The sequence below is a fragment of the Pseudomonas sp. G3-19 genome, from assembly GCF_054855875.1.
In genome coordinates this window covers 537,851-558,439 of record NZ_JBMPIQ010000003.1, presented here as the reverse complement: position 1 = coordinate 558,439, position 20,589 = coordinate 537,851, and the positions used below count along the sequence as shown (strand labels likewise).

The 20,589-nt window shown below is 61.2% G+C and carries 20 protein-coding genes; 13 read left to right on the top strand and 7 right to left on the bottom strand.

Going from position 1 to position 20,589, the window contains the following annotated elements; all coding sequences use genetic code 11:
* Positions 1-100: 100 nt before the first annotated feature.
* The gene (locus ACOYXI_RS02645; protein WP_007965266.1) at positions 101-721 is read right to left on the bottom strand and encodes a TetR/AcrR family transcriptional regulator; all 621 of its coding nucleotides are present in this window, start codon (positions 719-721) and stop codon (positions 101-103) included.
* A gap of 138 nt (positions 722-859) precedes the next feature.
* On the opposite strand from ACOYXI_RS02645, the gene copC reads away from it, so the two are divergent.
* Together copC and copD are read left to right on the top strand one after the other, a co-directional pair.
* Positions 860-1,222, top strand: a complete 363-nt coding sequence (copC, locus tag ACOYXI_RS02640; protein ID WP_139055940.1) for a copper homeostasis periplasmic binding protein CopC — start codon at positions 860-862, stop codon at positions 1,220-1,222.
* Positions 1,223-1,225: 3 nt separating this feature from the next.
* The gene (gene copD / locus ACOYXI_RS02635; protein ID WP_461674259.1) at positions 1,226-2,083 is read left to right on the top strand and encodes a copper homeostasis membrane protein CopD; all 858 of its coding nucleotides are present in this window, start codon (positions 1,226-1,228) and stop codon (positions 2,081-2,083) included.
* Between the two features lie 118 nt (positions 2,084-2,201).
* Here copD and ACOYXI_RS02630 read toward each other — a convergent pair whose 3' ends face one another.
* Both ACOYXI_RS02630 and ACOYXI_RS02625 read right to left on the bottom strand, forming a co-directional pair.
* Positions 2,202-3,344 carry an HlyD family secretion protein gene (locus ACOYXI_RS02630; protein WP_461674258.1) on the bottom strand — a complete coding sequence of 381 codons (1,143 nt, stop codon included), beginning with the start codon at positions 3,342-3,344 and terminating at the stop codon, positions 2,202-2,204.
* On the bottom strand, positions 3,341-4,996 hold the full coding sequence (locus tag ACOYXI_RS02625) for an MFS transporter (protein ID WP_225138612.1): 1,656 nt from the start codon (positions 4,994-4,996) through the stop codon (positions 3,341-3,343). Before ACOYXI_RS02625 ends, ACOYXI_RS02630 begins: the two co-directional genes overlap by 4 nt.
* A 267-nt stretch (positions 4,997-5,263) precedes the next feature.
* Between ACOYXI_RS02625 and ACOYXI_RS02620 the strand changes: the two genes are divergently transcribed.
* The 7 genes from ACOYXI_RS02620 (at position 5,264) to ACOYXI_RS02590 (ending at position 12,626) form a co-directional block, all read left to right on the top strand.
* A complete protein-coding gene (locus ACOYXI_RS02620) occupies positions 5,264-6,214 on the top strand; it encodes a polysaccharide deacetylase family protein (protein ID WP_461674257.1) in 951 nt (316 codons plus the stop codon).
* A gap of 165 nt (positions 6,215-6,379) precedes the next feature.
* The gene (locus ACOYXI_RS02615; RefSeq protein ID WP_096795910.1) at positions 6,380-7,675 is read left to right on the top strand and encodes an OprD family porin; all 1,296 of its coding nucleotides are present in this window, start codon (positions 6,380-6,382) and stop codon (positions 7,673-7,675) included.
* 282 nt (positions 7,676-7,957) lie between these two features.
* Complete coding sequence (locus ACOYXI_RS02610) at positions 7,958-8,782, top strand: NAD-dependent epimerase/dehydratase family protein (protein WP_134786066.1); 825 nt, start codon at positions 7,958-7,960, stop codon at positions 8,780-8,782.
* 30 nt (positions 8,783-8,812) lie between these two features.
* Positions 8,813-9,706 carry an SMP-30/gluconolactonase/LRE family protein gene (locus ACOYXI_RS02605; protein WP_461674256.1) on the top strand — a complete coding sequence of 298 codons (894 nt, stop codon included), beginning with the start codon at positions 8,813-8,815 and terminating at the stop codon, positions 9,704-9,706.
* Between the two features lie 64 nt (positions 9,707-9,770).
* The gene (locus ACOYXI_RS02600; protein WP_210557757.1) at positions 9,771-10,742 is read left to right on the top strand and encodes a TRAP transporter substrate-binding protein; all 972 of its coding nucleotides are present in this window, start codon (positions 9,771-9,773) and stop codon (positions 10,740-10,742) included.
* Between the two features lie 76 nt (positions 10,743-10,818).
* Complete coding sequence (locus tag ACOYXI_RS02595; RefSeq protein WP_098968224.1) at positions 10,819-11,346, top strand: TRAP transporter small permease; 528 nt, start codon at positions 10,819-10,821, stop codon at positions 11,344-11,346.
* The gene (locus ACOYXI_RS02590) at positions 11,346-12,626 is read left to right on the top strand and encodes a TRAP transporter large permease (protein WP_134786063.1); all 1,281 of its coding nucleotides are present in this window, start codon (positions 11,346-11,348) and stop codon (positions 12,624-12,626) included. The genes ACOYXI_RS02595 and ACOYXI_RS02590 overlap by 1 nt, the downstream gene beginning before the upstream one ends.
* A 102-nt stretch (positions 12,627-12,728) precedes the next feature.
* On the opposite strand, the gene ACOYXI_RS02585 is transcribed toward ACOYXI_RS02590, so the two are convergent.
* From ACOYXI_RS02585 to ACOYXI_RS02575, 3 genes are all read right to left on the bottom strand, one after another.
* Positions 12,729-13,529 carry a sulfite exporter TauE/SafE family protein gene (locus ACOYXI_RS02585; RefSeq protein WP_098968223.1) on the bottom strand — a complete coding sequence of 267 codons (801 nt, stop codon included), beginning with the start codon at positions 13,527-13,529 and terminating at the stop codon, positions 12,729-12,731.
* A gap of 9 nt (positions 13,530-13,538) precedes the next feature.
* The gene (locus tag ACOYXI_RS02580; RefSeq protein ID WP_461674255.1) at positions 13,539-14,783 is read right to left on the bottom strand and encodes an NAD(P)/FAD-dependent oxidoreductase; all 1,245 of its coding nucleotides are present in this window, start codon (positions 14,781-14,783) and stop codon (positions 13,539-13,541) included.
* A gap of 166 nt (positions 14,784-14,949) precedes the next feature.
* Positions 14,950-15,291 carry an ArsR/SmtB family transcription factor gene (locus ACOYXI_RS02575; protein WP_007965280.1) on the bottom strand — a complete coding sequence of 114 codons (342 nt, stop codon included), beginning with the start codon at positions 15,289-15,291 and terminating at the stop codon, positions 14,950-14,952.
* Between the two features lie 91 nt (positions 15,292-15,382).
* Here ACOYXI_RS02575 and ACOYXI_RS02570 point away from each other — a divergent pair, with 91 nt between their 5' ends.
* Positions 15,383-16,246 (top strand): MBL fold metallo-hydrolase, encoded by an 864-nt coding sequence (locus tag ACOYXI_RS02570; protein ID WP_461674254.1) that lies wholly within the window; start codon positions 15,383-15,385, stop codon positions 16,244-16,246.
* A gap of 92 nt (positions 16,247-16,338) precedes the next feature.
* Here ACOYXI_RS02570 and bkdR read toward each other — a convergent pair whose 3' ends face one another.
* On the bottom strand, positions 16,339-16,827 hold the full coding sequence (bkdR, locus tag ACOYXI_RS02565) for a Bkd operon transcriptional regulator BkdR (protein WP_027613216.1): 489 nt from the start codon (positions 16,825-16,827) through the stop codon (positions 16,339-16,341).
* A 185-nt stretch (positions 16,828-17,012) separates the two neighbouring features.
* Here bkdR and ACOYXI_RS02560 point away from each other — a divergent pair, with 185 nt between their 5' ends.
* Genes ACOYXI_RS02560 through ACOYXI_RS02550 form a run of 3 tightly spaced genes read left to right on the top strand, consistent with a single transcriptional unit; the run spans position 17,013 to position 20,589 of the window.
* Positions 17,013-18,248 carry a 3-methyl-2-oxobutanoate dehydrogenase (2-methylpropanoyl-transferring) subunit alpha gene (locus ACOYXI_RS02560; RefSeq protein WP_003224001.1) on the top strand — a complete coding sequence of 412 codons (1,236 nt, stop codon included), beginning with the start codon at positions 17,013-17,015 and terminating at the stop codon, positions 18,246-18,248.
* Position 18,249: 1 nt separating this feature from the next.
* Positions 18,250-19,308 (top strand): alpha-ketoacid dehydrogenase subunit beta, encoded by a 1,059-nt coding sequence (locus tag ACOYXI_RS02555; protein WP_003224000.1) that lies wholly within the window; start codon positions 18,250-18,252, stop codon positions 19,306-19,308.
* Entirely contained in the window at positions 19,309-20,589 is a 1,281-nt protein-coding gene (locus tag ACOYXI_RS02550; RefSeq protein WP_461674253.1) for a dihydrolipoamide acetyltransferase family protein, read from the top strand. It begins immediately after the preceding gene.

The following is a 20,589-nucleotide window of genomic DNA, read 5'->3' as shown; positions in this document are numbered from 1 at the left end:
CATATTCGACTGGATTTTTCAGGTCGATGTAACTCGCAAGACACCTCGGTCGGCCCCCTCTCCCTCCGGGAGAGGGCTGGGGTGAGGGTCAGCTCTTGCTTCAGGGCTCCAACCCGATCCCGCGCAAAATCACACTGGTCACCGTCTGCACCGCCCGCTCGAACTGCATGTCCGACAGCGGTTGATGCTCGTTGAGAATATTCACCTGATGATCGAAGTCGGCGTAATGCTGGGTCGAAGCCCAGATCATGTACAGCAGGCTCGACGGCTCCACCGGCAGAATCCGCTTGTCCTCAACCCATTGGCGGATCTTCGCTTCCTTCATTTTCGCCCAGTCATACAGGCTGACATCCAGCGCCTCGCCTAACGTTGGCGCGCCGTGGATGATCTCGTTGGCCCAGACTTTCGAGCCGTGCGGCCGGCTGCGCGAGTGGTTCATCTTGGCGCGGATGTAGCTGCTGAGCACCACCCGCGGGTCATCGAACATCTCGAAGCACAGCGCGTCCTGTTTCCACACCTCCAGCAGGTCGAACAGCACCGCGCTGTACAGTTCGCTTTTGGTCGAGAAGTAGTAATGCAGGTTGGAACGCGGCAGCTGCACTTCGGCGGCGATGTCGGCCATGGCGGTGCCGCCGAAACCTTTTTCGGCGAAGACTTTTTCCGCCGCGAGCAGGATTTTCTCGACGTTACTGCGACGAATCTCGATCTTGTGATTGCCCATGAGGGCTCCCTGACAACGACGTTGTTGAAGACTAGCATCCGCTCTGGCCTCGGGGCGACCGCTGCAAACAAAACTTCGTATGAAGGCCGGCGCATGGCTAAACTGGCGCTTCTTTGTCCTGCCTCAGAGGTATCCGCGATGCTGTTCAAGAACGTCCTGACCACCACTGCCCTGCTCGCTTCGCTGTTCGCCGCATCTTCGGTTTTCGCCCACGCCCACTTGAAAAGTGCCACCCCGGCCGCCGACAGCACCGTCGCCGCGCCGGCCGATCTGCGCCTGACCTTTTCTGAAGGCGTCGAAGCCAGTTTCACCAAAGTCAGCCTGACCCACGACGGCGCCCCGGTCGCAATCAAACCGCTGACCACCGAAGGCGACAAGAAAACCCTGATCGTCACCCCCGCCGCACCGCTCGGCGCCGGTGAATACAAAGTCGAATGGCACGCGGTGTCGGTCGACACACACAAGAGCGAAGGCGCCTACCAGTTCAAGGTTGGTCAGTAATTCATGAGTGAAGCGCTGGTGCTGTGCCGCTTTGTGCATTTCAGCGCGGTGTTGATGTTGTTCGGCGCCTGGCTGTTCCAGCCGTTGCTGCTCAAGACGCCAGTGCCGACACTGGATCGGCATCTGGCGCGACTGGCGCGTTGGCTGACCGCGATTGCGTTGGTCAGCGGTGTCACCTGGGCACTGTTGATCACCGCGAGCATGGCCGGTTCGGCGGCGGCAGCGTTCGATCCGGACACTGTTGGCGTGGTGCTCGGCAACACCTTTTTCGGCCAGGTCTGGCGCTGGCATCTGCTGATCAACGCGCTGTTGCTGGCACTGCTGTTCACGCCGTGGCGTTCGAATGTGCTGCTGCGCCTGGGCTTGAGCGCGCTGCTCTTGGCGACCCTGGCGCCGGTCGGTCACGGCGCGATGCTCGACGGCCTCAGCGGGCAACTGCTGATCCTCAACCAGATCGTTCACCTGACCTGCGTCGCTGCATGGCTGGGCGGCTTGTTGCTATTGGTGTTGATCCTGCGTCAGCCGAGCACAGCGATGGGGCGGATCCTGCAACGCTTCAGCGGTGTCGGTTATGCGATCGTTGGCGGCCTTCTGATCACCGGGTTGATCAACGTGCGCGTGCTGACCGGGCAATGGTGGCCGACGCCGCTCTTTGCAGGGTTTGCCTTGATTCTGCTGATCAAGGCCTTGCTGGTGCTGGGCATGCTCGCGCTGGCGCTGTTCAATCGCTTGCGGATTGATGATTGCGAACAGCGGATGGGCGCGCTCAAGCGCAGTGTGGTGCTGGAGTGGTTGTTGGGGATGGGTGCGGTGGCGGCCGTCTCCCTGCTCGGTACCTTGCCGCCGATGATTGCTGGATAAACCCAATCAGACTGTGGGAGCGGGCTTGCTCGCGAAGGCTGTGTATCAGATACGAAAATATCGCCTGACACACCGCTTTCGCGAGCAAGCCCGCTCCCACATTTTTGATCTGCGCAGGTCAATGCGGTTGTGTGTCACCCGCCGCGGTGTCGATGCTGACCACCACCGACATCCCCGGACGCAAGCGTTCCTCTTCCTGCTGCCCCTCATCAATGGTGATCCGCACCGGCACGCGCTGGGCGATTTTCACGAAGTTGCCCGTGGCGTTGTCGGCCTGCAACAGGGCAAATTCCGAACCGGTGCCGGGCGAAATGTGCTGCACATGGCCGGTGAACTTGCGGTGGTTCAGCGCATCGACGGTGAAACGCACCGGCTGCCCGACGCGCACGTTGTTCATCTGGGTTTCCTTCATGTTGGCGATCACCCATTTCTGGTTCGGCACCAACGCCATCAACTGCGCGCCGGAGTTGACGTAAGCGCCCAGGCGCACGCCGATCTGCCCGAGTTGGCCGTCGCGCGGGGCGACGATGCGCGTATTCGACAGGTCGATCCGCGCCAGTTGCACCGCTGCTTCAGCGCTGGCCACTGCCGCTTCCAGCGAGCCGCGATTGACGATCACCGTTTGCAGATCCTGCCGGGCGATTTCCAGATTGGCCTTTGACTGCGCCACCGCCGCAATGCTCTGCGCATTGGCCGCGAGCGTCACGTCCATCTCGCGTTTCGACACCGAGCCGTCACTCACCAGCTCCTTGTTACGGCGCAGATCCGCCTCGCTTTTGCGCAACTGCGCCTCGCTGTCGGCCACCACCGCCTGACGCAGTTTGATCGTCGCTTCGGCGCTGTTGCGTTGCTGCACCACGTTGGCCAGCGCGGCTTTCTGCACCGCCAGTTGCGCCAGCGACTGGTCGAGGCGCTGCTGATAAATCCGGTCGTCCAGCCGCACCAGCAGGTCGCCGGCCTTCACGTACTGGAAGTCCTGCACCGGCACCTCGAACACGTAACCGCTGAGCTGCGGGCCGATGATCGTCACCTGGCCACGCACCAGGGCGTTCTCAGTGGTTTCGACCGCACTGCTGAACGGCGGCAACTGCCAGGCGTAGAGCACGATCAGCACACCGACGATGGCAATCGCGGCAAAGCCCAGCGACGAGATGATCCGCACCCGCAACGAGCGCGGCTCGGTGTTCGGCGAGGACGGCGGTGCCACGCCTTCCGGGGTGGCGGCGATGGCATTGGTGGTTGTGGTGGTCGGTTCGGTCATGAATTGGAAGCACCGTCAGGAGGTACGGAAGGCGCGGGGTCGACGGCTTTGGTGGTGCTCATCAGCCACAGCGCACGAATGGACAGCCAGATCATGGTCAGCACCGCAATCACGGCGATCAGCATGAATACATCGTTATAGGCCAGCACGTTGGCTTCGCGAGTCGCGGCATTCGCCAGGCTGCGAATCCCGGCCAGATTGCGCAGGCTCGGGTCGGCCAGCAAGGAACCGTAAGCCGACCCGCCGCTCTGCACACGGGCGGCCACCAGCGGATCGGACAGCGTCAGGTGCTCGACCAGGTGACTGGAATGGAATTTCTCGCGCACGATCTGGAACGTGCCCAACAACGCCGCGCCGAGCAGGCCGCCGAGGTTGTTGCAGATCCCGAACAACACCGAAAAACTCACCAGATTGCGCGGATTGGTCAGCACGTTGCGGGTGCCGAAAACCATGGTCGGTCCCAGAAAAAACGTGCTGCCGAAGGCCAGCAGGAACTGGCTGAAATACAGGTTTTGCGGGCGGGTCAGGTTGTTGGAAAAACTGTCCATCACCGAACCGGTCGCCATCAGCGCCAGCGAGATGATCAGCGGCATCAGCAGGTGCTTGGGATCGATGGTCAGTGCGCTGGTCGCCAGCCCGGCGACGCTGCCGATCAGCATCACCACATACAGGCTGTGCAACTGCTCATAACCCATGTTGAGGTTCTGCATGAAACCGACGGCGCCGGTGGACTGTTCCGAGGTGACCATGCGGATCAGGGTCACCGCCAGCGCCAGGCGGATCATCGTGCCGCTGCCGAGCCAGCGGGTCATCAGCATCGGGTTGCTGCGATTGTGTTCAATCGCCAGGCCGGCGAGGATCAGGGCAATCGAGGCCGCCAGCGCGTAGCCGATCCAGTTCGCCTCCAGCCACCAGTCGATGCGTCCCAGCGACAACACCGCGCAGAGCAGCGCCACGCCGCTGGCGAGAATGGCGAAGGTCAGAAAGTCCAGCGGCTCGAAGGTTTTGAAGCGGTCACCGGGCGGCAACTTGAGCAGCAGCACGCAGCCCAGCGACAGCAAGGCCATGCCCAATTCGAACAGGTACAAACCGCGCCATTCGGCAATCTGCAGCAAGTCTTCGGAGAACAATCGCGCCAGCGGCAAAGCCAGTTGCGAGGCGCCGAGGCCCAGCACCAGCGCCTTCAGCCGCCACTTGGCCGGAAACGCCTGAACCATGTAATACAGACCCAGCGAACTCAACGCCGCACCGACCATGCCGTGCGCCGCCCGCACCGCGATGGCCGAGCTCAAGTCGTTGACGAACAGATGACCGAACGTCACTAGCGCATACAGCACCAGAAACACTTCGGTGAATGCACGCAGGCCAAACTGCTGGCGAAACTTCACCAGCAGCAGGTTCATCGACACGTTGGTCATCACGTACGCAGCTGGCAGCCAGGCCATCTCCGCCGTGGTCGCGCCCAGCGCGCCTTGCAGGTAAGGCAGGTTGGCGACCACCAGCGAGTTACCCAAACCACCGGTCACCGCCACCAGCAGCCCGACCAGCGCATAGGCCAGGCGCTTGGGGTTGGAGTGCAGCGGCGTCGAGGGGGAACCGGGCAGACTGGGCTTCTCGTGAGGCTGCCAGTCGCGCGGGGCGTATCGATCCATTGAAAGGCCTTGTGCTTGTGTTGCCGGGAGTTTGCCGCAAATCTTGCGGCAAACCCACAATCCTGTGGGAGCTGACCTGCCGGCGATGACGGTAGTCGGCTCGGCAACAGGCTGACTGGCAGACCGTTATCGCGGGCACGCCCGCCCCCACAGGGTTCGCGGTGGATTCGTAAATTCTGTTTAAAGGTCCTCTCGCCCGCAACGGATTTTTCCCGCGCCGGGCAACTGCCACCCTTGCAGCCCTTCTCAACCTGCAAGGTGCCCGTTATGACCACGCCCCACCGGCAACGCTCCCCACGCCTGCTGAAAAACCTTCTGGCTGCCGCCCTGTTGCTGCCCGCCCTCGCCTTCGCCCAGGCACGCCCGTGGCCGGACGGCTCGCAACTGGTGATCTCGGTGTCGATGCAGTTCGAAACCGGCGGCCAGCCCGAGGGTGCGGAAAGTCCGTTTTCCGGCAGTCCATTGCCCAAGGGTTACCCTGATCTGCCGGCGCAGACCTGGTTTGATTATGGCTACAAGGAAGGCTTGTGGCGGATGCTCGACCTGTGGGATCGCACCGGGATCAAGGTCACCTCGCATGTGGTCGGCGAAGCGGCGCTCAAGCACCCGGAACTGGCGAAAGCGATTGCCGAGCGCGGCCACGAACTGGCAGCCCACGGCATGCGCTGGGCCGATTCCTACAACATGAGTTACGACCAGGAAAAACAGTTCATCGGCGACGGTGTCAACGCGGTCGAGAGACTTACCGGCCAGCGCTCGCTGGGCTACAACGCCAACTGGTTGCGGCGCAGCGCCAACACGCTGAAGGTCCTGCAAGACCTGAATTTCACCTACCACATCGATGATGTCAGCCGCGACGAACCGTTCGTGACCATGGTCCGTGGGCGCAAATTCGCCGTGGTGCCCTATACCTTGCGCAACAACGACATCGTGTTGATCGAGGGTCGGCATTTCTCCGCCGAGCAGTTCTATCAGCAACTGGTTCTGGAATTTGATCGCCTGTACTCCGAAGGAGCTGGCAAGCGGCGGATGATGTCAGTGAGTCTGCACGATCGCATCGGCGGCACTCCGGCGATGGTCGAGGCGATGGAACGCTTTATCCGCTATGCGCAGGCGCATCCGAAGGTGACATTCATGCGCAAGGACCAGATCGCCCGGATCGTCCTGACCGAGAAAAACCCGCTGATCGACAACACAGAGGCGCTCTATAACCGGTAAACCCGCCGAAAACAGCCCTCTTCGCAGTATTTGGAGGGCTGCCAAATCGCGCAAAACAATCGTAACAAGCCCTGTTGACTTTTGCGGAAAACCTCGCAACTATCCGCAACCATGTTGTACGACGACGTATGACAAATAATAAAAACAACAACAGGGAGCGTCACAGTGAGCACACTCGTCTGCAATTCCGTTCGCACGTCCCGTATTTCCTTCCCCCGCCCGTGTTCCACCCTGAGTTTGATCGGCTGCAGCAGCCTCGCCCTGGTTTTGCCGATGAGCGCAGACGCCGAAGGCTTCCTCGAAGACAGCAAAGCCACGCTGAACCTGCGCAACGCCTACTTCAATCGCAACTTCGTCAACCCGAACTACCCGCAGGGCAAGGCTGAAGAGTGGACGCAAAACTTCATCCTTGATGCCAAATCCGGCTTCACCCAAGGCACCGTCGGCTTCGGTCTCGATGTGCTGGGGATGTATTCGCAAAAACTCGATGGCGGCAAGGGCACCGGCGGTACGCAACTGTTGCCGATTCACGATGACGGGCGTCCGGCGGACAACTTCGGTCGCCTCGGCGTGGCGCTGAAGGCCAAGGTGTCGAAGACCGAATTGAAGGTTGGCGAATGGATGCCGGTGCTGCCGATCCTGCGCTCGGACGATGGCCGCTCGTTGCCGCAGACCTTTCGCGGTGGCCAGATCACCTCCACCGAAATCAACGGCCTGACCCTCTACGGTGGGCAGTTCCGTGGCAACAGCCCGCGCAACGACGCCAGCATGGAAGACATGTCGATGAACGGCCGCGGCGCCTTCACCTCCGACCGTTTCAACTTCGGCGGCGGCGAATACACCTTCAACGACAAGCGCACCCTGGTCGGCGTGTGGTACGCCGAACTCAGCGACATCTACCAGCAGCAGTATTTCAACCTCAGCCACAGCCAGCCGCTAGGTGACTGGACGCTGGGCGCCAACCTCGGTTTCTTCACCGGCAAGGAAGACGGCAGCGCCCAGGCCGGCGACCTCGATAACAAGACCGCGTTCGCCATGCTGTCGGCCCGCTACGGCGGCAACACCTTCTATGTCGGCCTGCAAAAACTCAGCGGCGACGACGCGTGGATGCGGGTCAACGGCACCAGCGGCGGCACCCTGGCCAACGACAGCTACAACGCCAGTTATGACAACGCCAAAGAGCGTTCCTGGCAGTTGCGTCATGACTACAACTTCGTCGCCCTCGGGATTCCCGGCCTGACCCTGATGAACCGCTACATCAGCGGCGATAACGTGCATACCGGGACGATTACCGACGGCAAGGAATGGGGTCGCGAGTCGGAACTGGGATACACCGTGCAGAGCGGGCCGCTGAAAAACCTCAACGTGAGATGGCGCAACGCGACGATACGCCGGGACTTCAGCACCAATGAGTTCGATGAGAACCGGATCTTTGTCAGCTACCCGATTTCGTTGTTGTAAAGCCAGTCCTCACACCGGGTTTCCCTGTGGGAGCGAGCTTGCTCGCGAATGCGTCGGGTCAGTCAATTTACCTTTTAATGACACACCGCTTTCGCGAGCAAGCCCGCTCCCATAGGGGGATTGCATTGCAACGAAGGCGTCGCGGTGATTGAAAAGTGAATGAGCCCCTTCCGTCATTTACCCCAAAAGTCGCGTTGACAAGTTCCGGAAACCCTACCGATACTTCAGCGCAGTCATACGACAACCTACAACAAACCTAATAACAACGTGTAAGGGATTGCCATGACGTCTACCTCTACTCCCCGCGCCCCGTTCAACCGTCTGCTGCTGACCGGCGCTGCCGGTGGCCTGGGCAAAGTCCTGCGCGAACGTATGCGCCCTTATGCCCATGTCCTGCGCCTGTCGGACATCGCGGCTCTCGCCCCAGCCATTGATGATCGCGAAGAAATCGTCCCCTGCGACCTTGCCGACAAACAGGCAGTGCACCAACTGGTCGAAGGCGTCGACGCGATCCTGCATTTCGGCGGTGTCTCCGTGGAGCGGCCCTTCGAAGAAATCCTCGGCGCCAACATTTGCGGCGTATTTCACATCTACGAAGCTGCACGCCGCCATGGTGTGAAGCGAGTGATCTTCGCCAGTTCCAACCACGTCATCGGCTTCTACAAACAGGACGAGCCGCTCGATGCCAGCTGCGCCCGCCGCCCCGACGGCTACTACGGATTGTCCAAGTCCTACGGCGAAGACATGGCCAGTTTCTACTTCGATCGCTACGGCATCGAGACGGTCAGCATCCGCATCGGCTCCTCATTTCCCGAGCCGCAGAACCGCCGAATGATGCACACCTGGCTGAGCTTCGACGACCTCACCCAATTGCTCGAGCGCGCGCTGTACACGCCAAACGTTGGCCATACCGTGGTCTATGGCATGTCCGCCAACAAGGACGTCTGGTGGGACAACCGCTTCGCCAGTCACCTCGGTTTTGAGGCCAGGGACAGCTCCGAAGTGTTCCGCGAAAAAGTCGAAGCGCAGCCTATGCCCGCCGCCGATGACCCGGCGCGGATCTATCAGGGCGGCGCGTTCGTCGCGGCCGGCCCCTTCGGCGACTGAACACTCTGCCAACGACGCAAAGGAATGAGTATGCAAGCCGAATTGATCGTCGATGCGCGCAACGCCGTGGGCGAAAGCCCGGTCTGGGTGCCGCAGGAAAACGCGCTGTATTGGGTCGATATTGCCAACGGCGGACTGCAACGCTGGAACGCTGACACCGGCCATGTGCATGCCTGGAAAACCCCGCAAATGCTCGCCTGCATTGCCCGTCATAGCAGTGGCGGCTGGGTTGCCGGCATGGAGAGCGGCTTTTTTCATCTGCACCCGCACAGCGACGGCAGCCTCGACAGCGAATGGCTCGCCACCGTCGAGCACAGCCGAGCAGACATGCGCCTCAACGACGGTCGCTGCGACCGCCAGGGCCGTTTCTGGGCTGGCAGCATGGTGCTCAACATGGGCCTGAACGCATCCGAAGGCCGCCTCTACCGCTACGGCGCCGGGCAGTCTGGTGTGATCGAAGCGCAACTCGACGGGTTCATCGTGCCCAACGGCCTCGGCTTCAGCCCTGACGGCAAGACGATGTACCTGTCCGATTCACATCCGCACGTGCAATTGATCTGGGCCTTCGATTACGACACCGAGACCGGCACCCCGTCGAATCGGCGGATCTTCGTTGACATGAACCACTTCCCCGGCCGGCCGGATGGCGCTGCCGTGGATGCCGAAGGCTGCTACTGGATCTGCGCCAACGACGCCGGACTGATTCACCGTTTTGCCCCGGACGGCCGCCTCGATTTCTCGCTGGAAGTGCCGGTGAAGAAACCGACGATGTGTGCCTTCGGCGGCAGCCGCCTGGACACCCTCTTCGTGACCTCGATTCGTCCCGGCGACGACCGCGATCCGCAATCCCTGGCCGGCGGCGTGTTCGCCCTCAATCCCGGAGTCAAAGGCCTGGAAGAACCACTATTCGACGATTCCCTGTAACACCCGCCTCTGCTGCACCGCTGCGCCTTGAACACAACAATAACAAGACTGGAGACTCCCCCCCATGAACTTCAAACGCACCTTGCTGGCCGCTGCACTCCCGCTGATGTTCACCTTCACTGGCGCCGCCCAGGCCCTGCAACTCAAATTCGCTGACATCCATCCCGCCGGTTATCCCACCGTGGTAGCCGAAGAAAACATGGGCAAGACCCTGACCAGGGAAACCAACGGCGAGCTGACCTTCCAATACTTTCCCGGCGGCGTGCTGGGTTCTGAAAAGGAAGTCATCGAGCAGATGCAAGTCGGCGCGGTACAGCTGTCTCGCGTCAGCCTGGGTATCGTCGGCCCGGTAGTGCCGGATGTGAACGTGTTCAACATGCCGTTCATCTTCCGCGACCATCAACACATGCGTAACGTCATCGACGGCGCAGTGGGCGACGAGATCCTCGACAAAATCACCAACTCCGAATTCGGCCTCGTGGCGCTGGCCTGGATGGACGGCGGCACGCGCAACGTCTACACCAAGAAACCGGTGCGCAAGCTCGAAGACCTCAAGGGCATGAAGATTCGTGTCCAGGGCAACCCGATGTTCATCGACATGATGAACGCCATGGGCGGAAACGGTATCGCCATGGACACCGGGGAAATCTTCAGCGCCTTGCAAACCGGCGTGATCGACGGCGCGGAAAACAACCCGCCGACCCTGCTCGAACACAACCACTTCCAGAACGCCAAGTTCTACAGCCTGACCGGTCACTTGATCCTGCCAGAGCCGATTGTGATGTCGAAAATCACCTGGGAAAAACTCACCCCGGATCAACAGGCGCTGGTCAAGAACGCCGCCAAGGCTGCCCAGGCTGAAGAGCGTGTGCTGTGGGACAAGAAGTCCGCTGCCAGCGAAGAAAAACTCAAGGCCGCTGGCGTCGAGTTCATCGAGGTCGACAAGAAACCCTTCTACGACGCCACCGCACCGGTGCGGGAAAAGTACGGTGCGAAGTACGCCGACCTGATCAAGAAAATCGAAGCCGTGCAGTAACGCCTCCCGCTCCGTCCTCATTAACCAGGCCCGGCGCACCTGATGACACAGGCGCGCCCGGTTACGGTGGAACCCGATGAAGAATCTACTGCTGCGTATCAACGACAAGATCTACATGACGTGCATCTGGGTCGCCGGCCTTTCCGTCCTGGCGATTTCCCTGATGATTCCCTGGGGCGTCTTCGCCCGCTACGTGCTGGGCACCGGTTCGAGCTGGCCAGAGCCCACGGCGATCCTGCTGATGATGGTGTTCACCTTCATCGGTGCCGCCGCCAGTTACCGCGCCGGTGCGCACATGGCCGTGGCCATGCTCACCGACCGCATGCCACCCCGGCTGAGATCTGCGGCGGCGATATTCTCGCAACTGCTCATGGCGTCGATCTGCATTTTCATGACCATCTGGGGCGCCAAGTTGTGCCTGTCCACCTGGAACCAGTTCATGGCGGCCCTGCCCGATCTGCGGGTTGGCGTGACCTATCTGCCGATTCCCGTGGGCGGCTTGCTGACGCTGGTTTTCGTCCTGGAAAAACTCTTGCTCGGTGACCAGAGCAAACGGCGGGTCGTGCAGTTCGATCTGGTTGAAGAAAGTGAAGGTGGCGCTTAATGGACGCTCTGATTCTGCTGGGCAGTTTTATCGTATTGATCCTGATCGGCATGCCGGTCGCCTATGCGCTGGGCGCCGCCGCGCTGATCGGTGCGTGGTGGATCGACATCCCGTTCCAGGCGGTGATGATCCAGGTCGCGTCGGGGGTGAACAAGTTCTCGCTGCTGGCCATTCCGTTCTTCGTCCTGGCCGGCGCGATCATGGCCGAGGGCGGCATGTCGCGGCGCTTGGTGGCGTGTGCCGGGGTGCTGGTGGGTTTCGTGCGTGGTGGCCTGTCGCTGGTCAACATTGTCGCCTCGACCTTTTTCGGCGCGATCTCCGGTTCCTCGGTGGCCGACACCGCGTCGGTGGGTTCGGTGCTGATTCCGGAAATGGAACGCAAAGGCTATCCACGGGATTTCTCCACCGCAGTGACCGTCAGCGGCTCGGTGCAAGCCCTGCTCACGCCACCCAGCCATAACTCGGTGCTCTACTCCCTGGCCGCCGGTGGTACGGTTTCGATTGCCTCGCTATTCATGGCCGGCATCGTGCCGGGCTTGATGATGAGCGCCTGCCTGATGGTGCTGTGCCTGATCTTCGCGAAAAAGCGCAACTACCCCAAGGGTGAAGTGATCCCGATGCGCCAGGCGCTGAAAATCGTCGGCGAAGCCCTCTGGGGCCTGATGGCGATGGTGATCATCCTCGGCGGCATCCTCTCGGGGATTTTCACCGCCACGGAATCGGCGGCCATCGCCGTGTTGTGGTCGTTTTTCGTGACCATGTTCATCTACCGCGATTACAAGTGGCGTGAACTGCCGAAGCTGATGCACCGCACGGTACGCACCATTTCCATCGTGATGATCCTGATCGGTTTCGCCGCGAGCTTCGGCTACATCATGACCCTGATGCAGATTCCGGCGAAAATCACCACGCTGTTTCTGACCCTGTCGGACAACCGTTACGTGATCCTGATGTGCATCAACGTCATGCTGCTGTTGCTCGGCACGGTGATGGACATGGCGCCGCTGATCCTGATTCTGACGCCGATCCTGATGCCGGTGATTCTCGGCATCGGTGTCGATCCAGTGCAGTTCGGCATGATCATGCTGGTCAACCTCGGGATCGGGCTGATAACACCGCCGGTGGGTGCGGTGCTGTTTGTCGGTTCGGCGGTGGGCAAGGTCAGTATCGAAAGCACCGTGAAGGCGCTGCTGCCGTTTTATGCGGTGCTGTTTCTGGTGTTGATGCTGGTCACTTACATCCCCGCCATTTCCCTGTGGCTACCGCATCTGGTGTTGTAACAGCCTGAAAGATCGCAGCCTCGTTTCACTCGACAGCTCCTGCATGGGAATGCGCTTCCTGTAGGAGCTGCCGAAGGCTGCGATCTTTTGATCTGCCAACATTCAGGCACGCAACAACATATACCCCGCCACCACCAGACACACGCTGGCAAACCCCACCTGCAACGTCCGCGCTGGCACCCGCGCGCACAGTTTGCGGCCGATGATCATGCCGACGATGCTGGCCACGATAAACGCCGCGCCCTGAGCATCAATCCGCACACCCGCGTGAAACGAGCCGATCACACCAATCGCCGAAATCAGGCTGATCACCATCAGCGACGTCGCGACAATCCCGCGCATCTGCACATCGGTCAGTTGCTTGAACGCCGGCACGATCAGGAAGCCACCGCCGACGCCGAGCAAGCCCGAGACCACGCCGGTCACCGCACCCAGCGCCGCGAGGGTCGCGGTGCATTTGGCGGTCCAGTCGAAACGCCCGGTCTGCTCATTGAGCATGCAGTTTTTCTGCCCCCAACTGGCGTGGCCGTGGTCGCTCGGCCCCGTTTGCGCACGCTCGCGGCGCAGCATGCGCCAGGCCACCATGACCATCAGCAGGCTGAAGAGGATCATCAGGATCTTCTCCGGCAACTGGTGCGCAAAATAGATGCCCAGTGGCGAAAATACCGCGCCAAGCGCGGCGATCAGCAGCGCCGCGCGGTAGCGCACCAGCCCATGGCGCAAACCGTCGATCGCGCCCACTGCCGCCGCACTGCCGACGGCGAACAACGCCACGGGCGCGGCCTGGGTCATGCTCCAGCCGAGGCCAAGCACCAGCGCCGGCACCGCGAGAATCCCGCCGCCCGCCCCGGTCAGTCCGAGAATCAGCCCCATCAACACGCCAAACAGACTTGCCAGCAACATAGGGAATTCTCAGTCGACTTTGGACAAACCGGTCAGCCACTCGCGGCCCTTGAGCATGCCGTTCCAATAGAACCACGGCAGCAGCGTCGCCTTGAGGAACCACGCCGAGCGGCGCGGCACGGTCGCATCGAGGGCGAAGGTCGGCAGCAACTTTCCGCCGTAACCAAACTCGGCGAGGATCACCTTGCCCTTCTCCACCGTCAGCGGGCACGAACCGTAGCCGTCGTACTTCAGTGGCAGCGGTTGTTGCTTGCGCAGGGCCAAGAGGTTTTCGGCGACTACGACGACCTGCTTGCGCACGGCGGCAGCGGTTTTCGCATTGCTGGTGCCGCAGATATCACCGAGGCCGAACACCTCGGGGTAACGCGGATGTTGCAGGCTATGCGGATTGACTTCGCACCAGCCGGCAGCGTCGGCCAGCGGGCTCTGGGCGATGAAATCCGGCGAGACTTGCGGCGGCACCACGTGCAGCAGATCGAAGGTTTTCGCCTGTGTGGTGAGGTTGCCGTCAGCATCCTTGACCTCGAACCAGGCGGTTTTCGCCGGGCCGTCGACCTTGACCAGGTTGGAGCTGAAGGCCAGTTGCGCGTTGTACTTTTCGATGTACTTCATCAGCGGCGGGACGAAGGTCGCGACGCCAAACAACGCGGCGCCGGCCAGGTTGAACTCGACTTTAACGTTGTTCAGGACGCCGGTTTTACGCCAGTGATCGCACGACAGGTACAACGCCTTCTGCGGCGCGCCGGCGCATTTGATCGGCATCGCCGGCTGAGTGAACAACGCCTTGCCGCCACGCAGTTTCTGCACTTGATCCCAGGTGTACTGCGAGTGCTGATAGCTGTAGTTGGAGGTCACGCCATGCTGGCCGAGGCTTTCCTGCAGGCCTTCGATCTTCTCCCAGGCCAGCCGCAGGCCGGGGCAGACGATCAGGTTCTGGTAAGTGACGGTGCACTGATCGTTGAGGGTCAACTGGCGCTGATCGGGATCGATACCGGTCACCGCCGCCTGAATCCAGGTGGCCTGACGCGGCATCACTTTGCTCATCGGCCGCACGGTGTCCTTGACGTCGTAGGCGCCACCGCCGACCAGCGTCCACGCCGGTTGGTAGTAGTGCTGGACGCTTGGCTCGATCACAGTGACTTTAAGAGTGGGATCACGCTTGAGCAGACTGGCGACGAAGCCGATGCCGGCGGTGCCGCCGCCGATGACCACGATATCGGCACTGATGGATAGGCCCCAGTGTTGATCGTTCATTGCTTGTTCCTTATTGCTGCATGCAAGGATTTCTTGGCCATCGCACAAATCCATTGTAGGAGTGAGCCTGCTCGCGATAGCGGTATGTCAGTCTATGAAGATGTTGGCTGATACACCGCTATCGCGAGCAGGCTCACTCCTACAGAGATTGTGTGGTGGCTGACATTTATTGATGGCCCAGGCTTTTCAGCACCGCTCCGCAATACAACCCGGACAGGGTCTTCATCACCTGAATCACTTCAGGACTGGCCAGACCGTAAAAGATGTATTTACCTTCGCGACGGGTCGCCACCAGGCCTTCATCGCGCAGGATGCCCAGTTGCTGGGACAGGGTCGGCTGGCGCACGCCGGTCATTTTTTCCAGCTCGCCGACATTGCGCTCGCCCTGGGTCAGCTGGCACAGGATCAACAGGCGATCCTCATTGGCCAGCGCCTTGAGCAGCGCGCAGGCCTTGGAGGCGGACGCCCGCAATTGGGCGACTTCACATTCGGTCAGACTGGATTGCATTTGCACGATGCCTTCAACGTCACTTAAGCTGCGAACATTATGTTTTTAGATAAAGTGTTGCAACCCATTTCCCTGATTCAGGTTGGTGTCCATGCCCGCGCAGATTGAAGCTTTCCTCGACCCCGCCTCCTCGACCTACAGCTACGTGGTCTATGAAGCCGATGGCGGGCAGTGTGCAATCGTCGACCCGGTACTCGATTACGACGGCGCCGCCGGTCGCACCTGCACCGCGCAGGCCGACAAAATCATCACCTTCGTCCGAGAACACCACTTGCAGGTGCAATGGCTGCTGGAAACCCACGCCCACGCCGACCACCTGTCCGCCGCGCCGTACCTGCGCCGCGAACTCGGCGGCAAGATTGCGATCGGCCAGTCCATCAGCAAGGTGCAGAACGTGTTCAAGGCGCTATTCAATCTGGAACAGGAATTCTGCGTCGACGGCTCGCAGTTCGATCACCTGTTCGCGCCGAACGAGTCGTTCATGATCGGCAACCTCAAGGCCACCGCCCTGCACGTCCCCGGCCACACCCCGGCGGACATGGCTTACCTGATCGACGGCGAACAGATTCTGGTCGGCGACACGCTGTTCATGCCCGATGTCGGCACCGCCCGCTGCGACTTCCCCGGCGGCAACGCGCATCAGCTGTTCAACTCGATCCACAAACTGCTGGCCTTCCCGGCCAGCGTCAAACTCTACGTCTGCCACGACTACCCGCCGGAAGGCCGCGAGTCACAGTGCCAGACCACCGTCGGTGAGCAGCGCCTGAGCAATATTCATGTGCATGACGGGATCGACGAGGCGGCGTTTGTCGAGATGCGCACCAAACGTGACGCCGGGTTGGGCATGCCGACGCTGTTGCTGCCGGCGATTCAGGTGAATGTGCGGGCGGGGAATTTTCCGGCGGCCGAAGACAATGGTGTGGTTTATCTGAAAGTGCCGATCAACAAGCTTTAAAGCAAAAGATCGCAGCCTGCGGCAGCTCCTACACAGGGCACACATAAACGGTGTCCCTGTAGGAGCTGCCGCAGGCTGCGATCTTTTGATCTTCAGGACCCGAGGGTCAACCCATTCGCCGGCAACGGCAACGCCGTCTTGTAGCGCACCTGCTTCAAGGCAAAACTCGAGCGGATATTCGCCACCCCCGGCACCTTGGTCAGAAAGTCCATCATGAACCTCTCCAGCGCCTGAATCGTCGGCACCAGCACCCGGATCAGATAGTCCGGGTCGCCGGCCATCAGGTAGCACTCCATCACCTCGGGGCGGTCGGAGATCGCCTCTTCGAAATGCTGCAACGCCTCCTCGACCTGTTTCTCCAGGCTGACGTGAATGAACACGTTCACATGCAGCCCCAGCAGATCGGCATCCAGCAGCGTCACCTGCTCGCGAATCAGCCCTAATTCCTCCATCGCCTTGACCCGGTTGAAACACGGCGTCGGCGACAGGTTCACCGAGCGCGCGAGGTCGGCGTTGGTGATGCGCGCGTTCTCCTGAAGGCTGTTGAGAATGCCGATGTCGGTACGGTCCAGTTTGCGCATGAGACAAAACCACCTGTTTTTTATGTTTATGCAGAATTTCTATCTGCAAATCGTCTCCAGCGCAACGAAACAGAGAGAAATATTCTTCTGGCCCGGGCCTATGATTGTTGTAGGACAAGATTTCTTTCACCCAAGAATGATTGCCAGCTCACTACAAGAAATTCACAAGATCGAGCGTAGAAGCCATGACCCAAGCGTATGAACCGCTGCGTCTGCACGTCCCTGAACCCTCGGGCCGCCCAGGCTGCAAAACCGACTTCTCCTACCTGCATCTGACCGATGCCGGCACGGTGCGCAAACCTTCCATCGACGTCGAACCTGCCGACACCGCCGACCTGGCGCGTGGGCTGATTCGGGTGCTCGACGATCAGGGCAACGCCCTCGGCCCCTGGGCTGAAAACGTGCCGGTCGAGATCCTGCGCAAGGGCATGCGCGCCATGCTCAAGACGCGGATCTACGACAACCGCATGGTGGTCGCCCAGCGCCAGAAAAAAATGTCGTTCTACATGCAGAGCCTTGGCGAGGAAGCCATCGGCAGCGCCCAGGCCCTGGCCTTGAACATCGACGACATGTGCTTCCCGACCTACCGTCAGCAAAGCATTCTGATGGCCCGCGAAGTCCCGCTGGTCGATCTGATCTGCCAACTGCTGTCCAACGAGCGTGATCCGCTCAAGGGCCGGCAGTTGCCGATCATGTATTCGGTCAAGGACGCCGGTTTCTTCACCATCTCCGGCAACCTCGCGACCCAATTCATTCAGGCCGTCGGCTGGGGCATGGCCTCGGCGATCAAGGGCGACACGAAAATCGCCTCGGCCTGGATCGGTGACGGCGCCACCGCCGAATCGGACTTCCACACCGCCCTCACCTTCGCTCACGTTTACCGCGCGCCGGTGATCCTCAACGTGGTCAACAACCAGTGGGCGATCTCGACCTTCCAGGCCATCGCCGGGGGTGAAGCCACCACTTTCGCCGGACGCGGCGTTGGTTGCGGCATCGCCTCGCTGCGGGTCGATGGCAACGACTTCTACGCGGTCTACGCCGCTTCCGCCTGGGCTGCCGAACGCGCCCGGCGCAACCTCGGCCCGACCATGATCGAATGGGTCACCTACCGCGCCGGCCCGCACTCGACCTCCGACGATCCGTCGAAATACCGTCCTGCCGATGACTGGAGCCACTTCCCGCTGGGCGACCCGATTGCCCGCCTGAAGCAGCACCTGATCAAGGTCGGCCACTGGTCGGAAGAAGAGCACGCCGCCGTCAGCGCCGAGCTCGAAGCCGAAGTGATTGCCGCGCAGAAACAGGCCGAACAGTACGGCACCCTCGCCGGCGGGCAGATTCCAAGCGCCGCAACCATGTTCGAAGACGTCTACAAAGAGATGCCGGAGCACTTGAAGCGCCAGCGTCAGCAGTTGGGGATCTGACATGAACGATCACAACAACAATATTCAGTTGGAAACCGCCATGACCACGACCACCATGACCATGATCCAGGCCCTGCGCTCGGCCATGGATGTGATGCTTGAGCGTGACGATAATGTGGTGGTGTTCGGTCAGGACGTCGGCTACTTCGGCGGCGTGTTCCGTTGCACCGAAGGCCTGCAGACCAAGTACGGCACCTCGCGGGTATTCGACGCGCCGATCTCTGAAAGCGGCATTGTCGGTGTTGCGGTGGGCATGGGCGCTTACGGCCTGCGTCCGGTCGCCGAGATTCAGTTCGCCGACTACGTCTACCCGGCTTCCGACCAGATCATTTCCGAAGCCGCGCGCCTGCGTTATCGCTCGGCCGGCGAGTTCACCGCGCCGATGACCCTGCGCATGCCGTGCGGCGGCGGGATCTACGGCGGCCAGACCCACAGCCAGAGCATTGAGGCGATGTTCACTCAAGTCTGCGGCCTGCGCACCGTCATGCCATCCAACCCGTACGACGCCAAGGGCCTGCTGATCGCCTCCATCGAAAACGATGACCCGGTGATCTTCCTTGAGCCGAAACGCCTGTACAACGGCCCGTTCGACGGCCACCACGACCGCCCCGTAACCCCGTGGTCGAAACATCCGCAGGCCCAAGTGCCGGACGGTTACTACACCGTGCCGCTGGACGTCGCCGCCATCACCCGTCCGGGCAAGGACGTGACCGTGCTGACCTACGGCACCACCGTGTATGTGTCGCAAGTTGCCGCCGAAGAATCCGGCGTTGACGCCGAAGTCATCGACCTGCGCAGCCTGTGGCCGCTGGACCTGGAAACCATCGTCAAGTCGGTGAAGAAAACCGGCCGCTGCGTGGTGGTACACGAAGCCACGCGCACCTGCGGTTTCGGCGCCGAGCTGGTGTCGCTGGTGCAAGAGCATTGCTTCCATCACCTGGAAGCGCCGATCGAACGCGTCACCGGTTGGGACACCCCCTACCCGCACGCGCAAGAGTGGGCGTATTTCCCAGGGCCGTCCCGAGTGGGCGCGGCGTTGAAACGGGTCATGGAGGTCTGAATGGGCACGCACGTTATCAAGATGCCGGACATCGGCGAAGGCATCGCAGAAGTAGAACTGTCGCAGTGGCACGTCAAGGTTGGCGATCTGGTGGTTGAAGACCAGGTGCTGGCGGACGTGATGACCGACAAGGCAATGGTTGATATTCCATCGCCGGTGCACGGAAAGGTGATTTCGCTCGGCGGTCAGCCGGGTGAAGTGATGGCGGTCGGCAGTGTGCTGATCAGCATCGAAGTTGAAGGCGCCGGAAACCTGAAGAAATCCGCCGCACCAGCACCGGTTGCTACGAAAGAGGCACCTGCTGCGCCGAAAGTTGAAGCCGCAGTCGAGAGCAAACCTGCCGCCGCTGCTGCACCGCGTTCCGCACCGGTTTGCCAGGGTCCGATGGTTGCCCGCGAGGCTGATGAACGTCCGCTGGCTTCGCCGGCCGTGCGCAAACATGCGCTGGATCTGGGCATTCAGCTGCGTCTGGTACGCGGCACCGGCCCGGCCGGTCGTGTGCTGCACGAAGACCTCGACGCTTATTTGGCCCAGGGTCAATCAAACGCTTCGGCACCGGCAACCGCCGCGTACGCCCAGCGTCACGATGAAGAACAGATTCAAGTGATCGGCATGCGCCGCAAGATCGCCCAGCGCATGCAGGACGCCACTCAGCGTGCCGCGCACTTCAGCTACGTCGAGGAAATCGACGTCACCGCCATCGAAGAACTGCGCGCGCATCTGAATGAAAAACACGGTGCCACCCGGGGCAAGTTGACCTTGCTGCCGTTCCTGGTCCGCGCACTGGTCGTCGCCCTGCGTGACTTCCCGCAGATGAACGCCCGTTACGACGACGAAGCCCAGGTCATCACCCGCCTCGGCGCAGTGCATGTCGGTGTCGCCACGCAAAGCGATGTCGGCCTGATGGTGCCGGTGGTGCGTCACGCCGAAGCGCGCAGCCTGTGGGACAGCGCCGCGGAAATCTCGCGTCTGGCCAATGCCGCACGCAATGGCAAGGCCAGCCGCGACGAATTGTCCGGCTCGACCATCACCCTCACCAGCCTCGGTGCGTTGGGCGGCATCGTCAGCACCCCGGTGCTGAACCTGCCGGAAGTGGCGATCGTCGGCGTGAACAAAATCGTCGAACGGCCAATGGTCGTCAAAGGCCAAGTGGTGATCCGCAAGATGATGAACCTCTCCAGCTCCTTCGATCACCGCGTGGTCGACGGCATGGACGCGGCGCTCTTCATCCAGGCCATTCGTGGCTTGATCGAACAACCCGCAACCCTGTTTGTGGAGTGA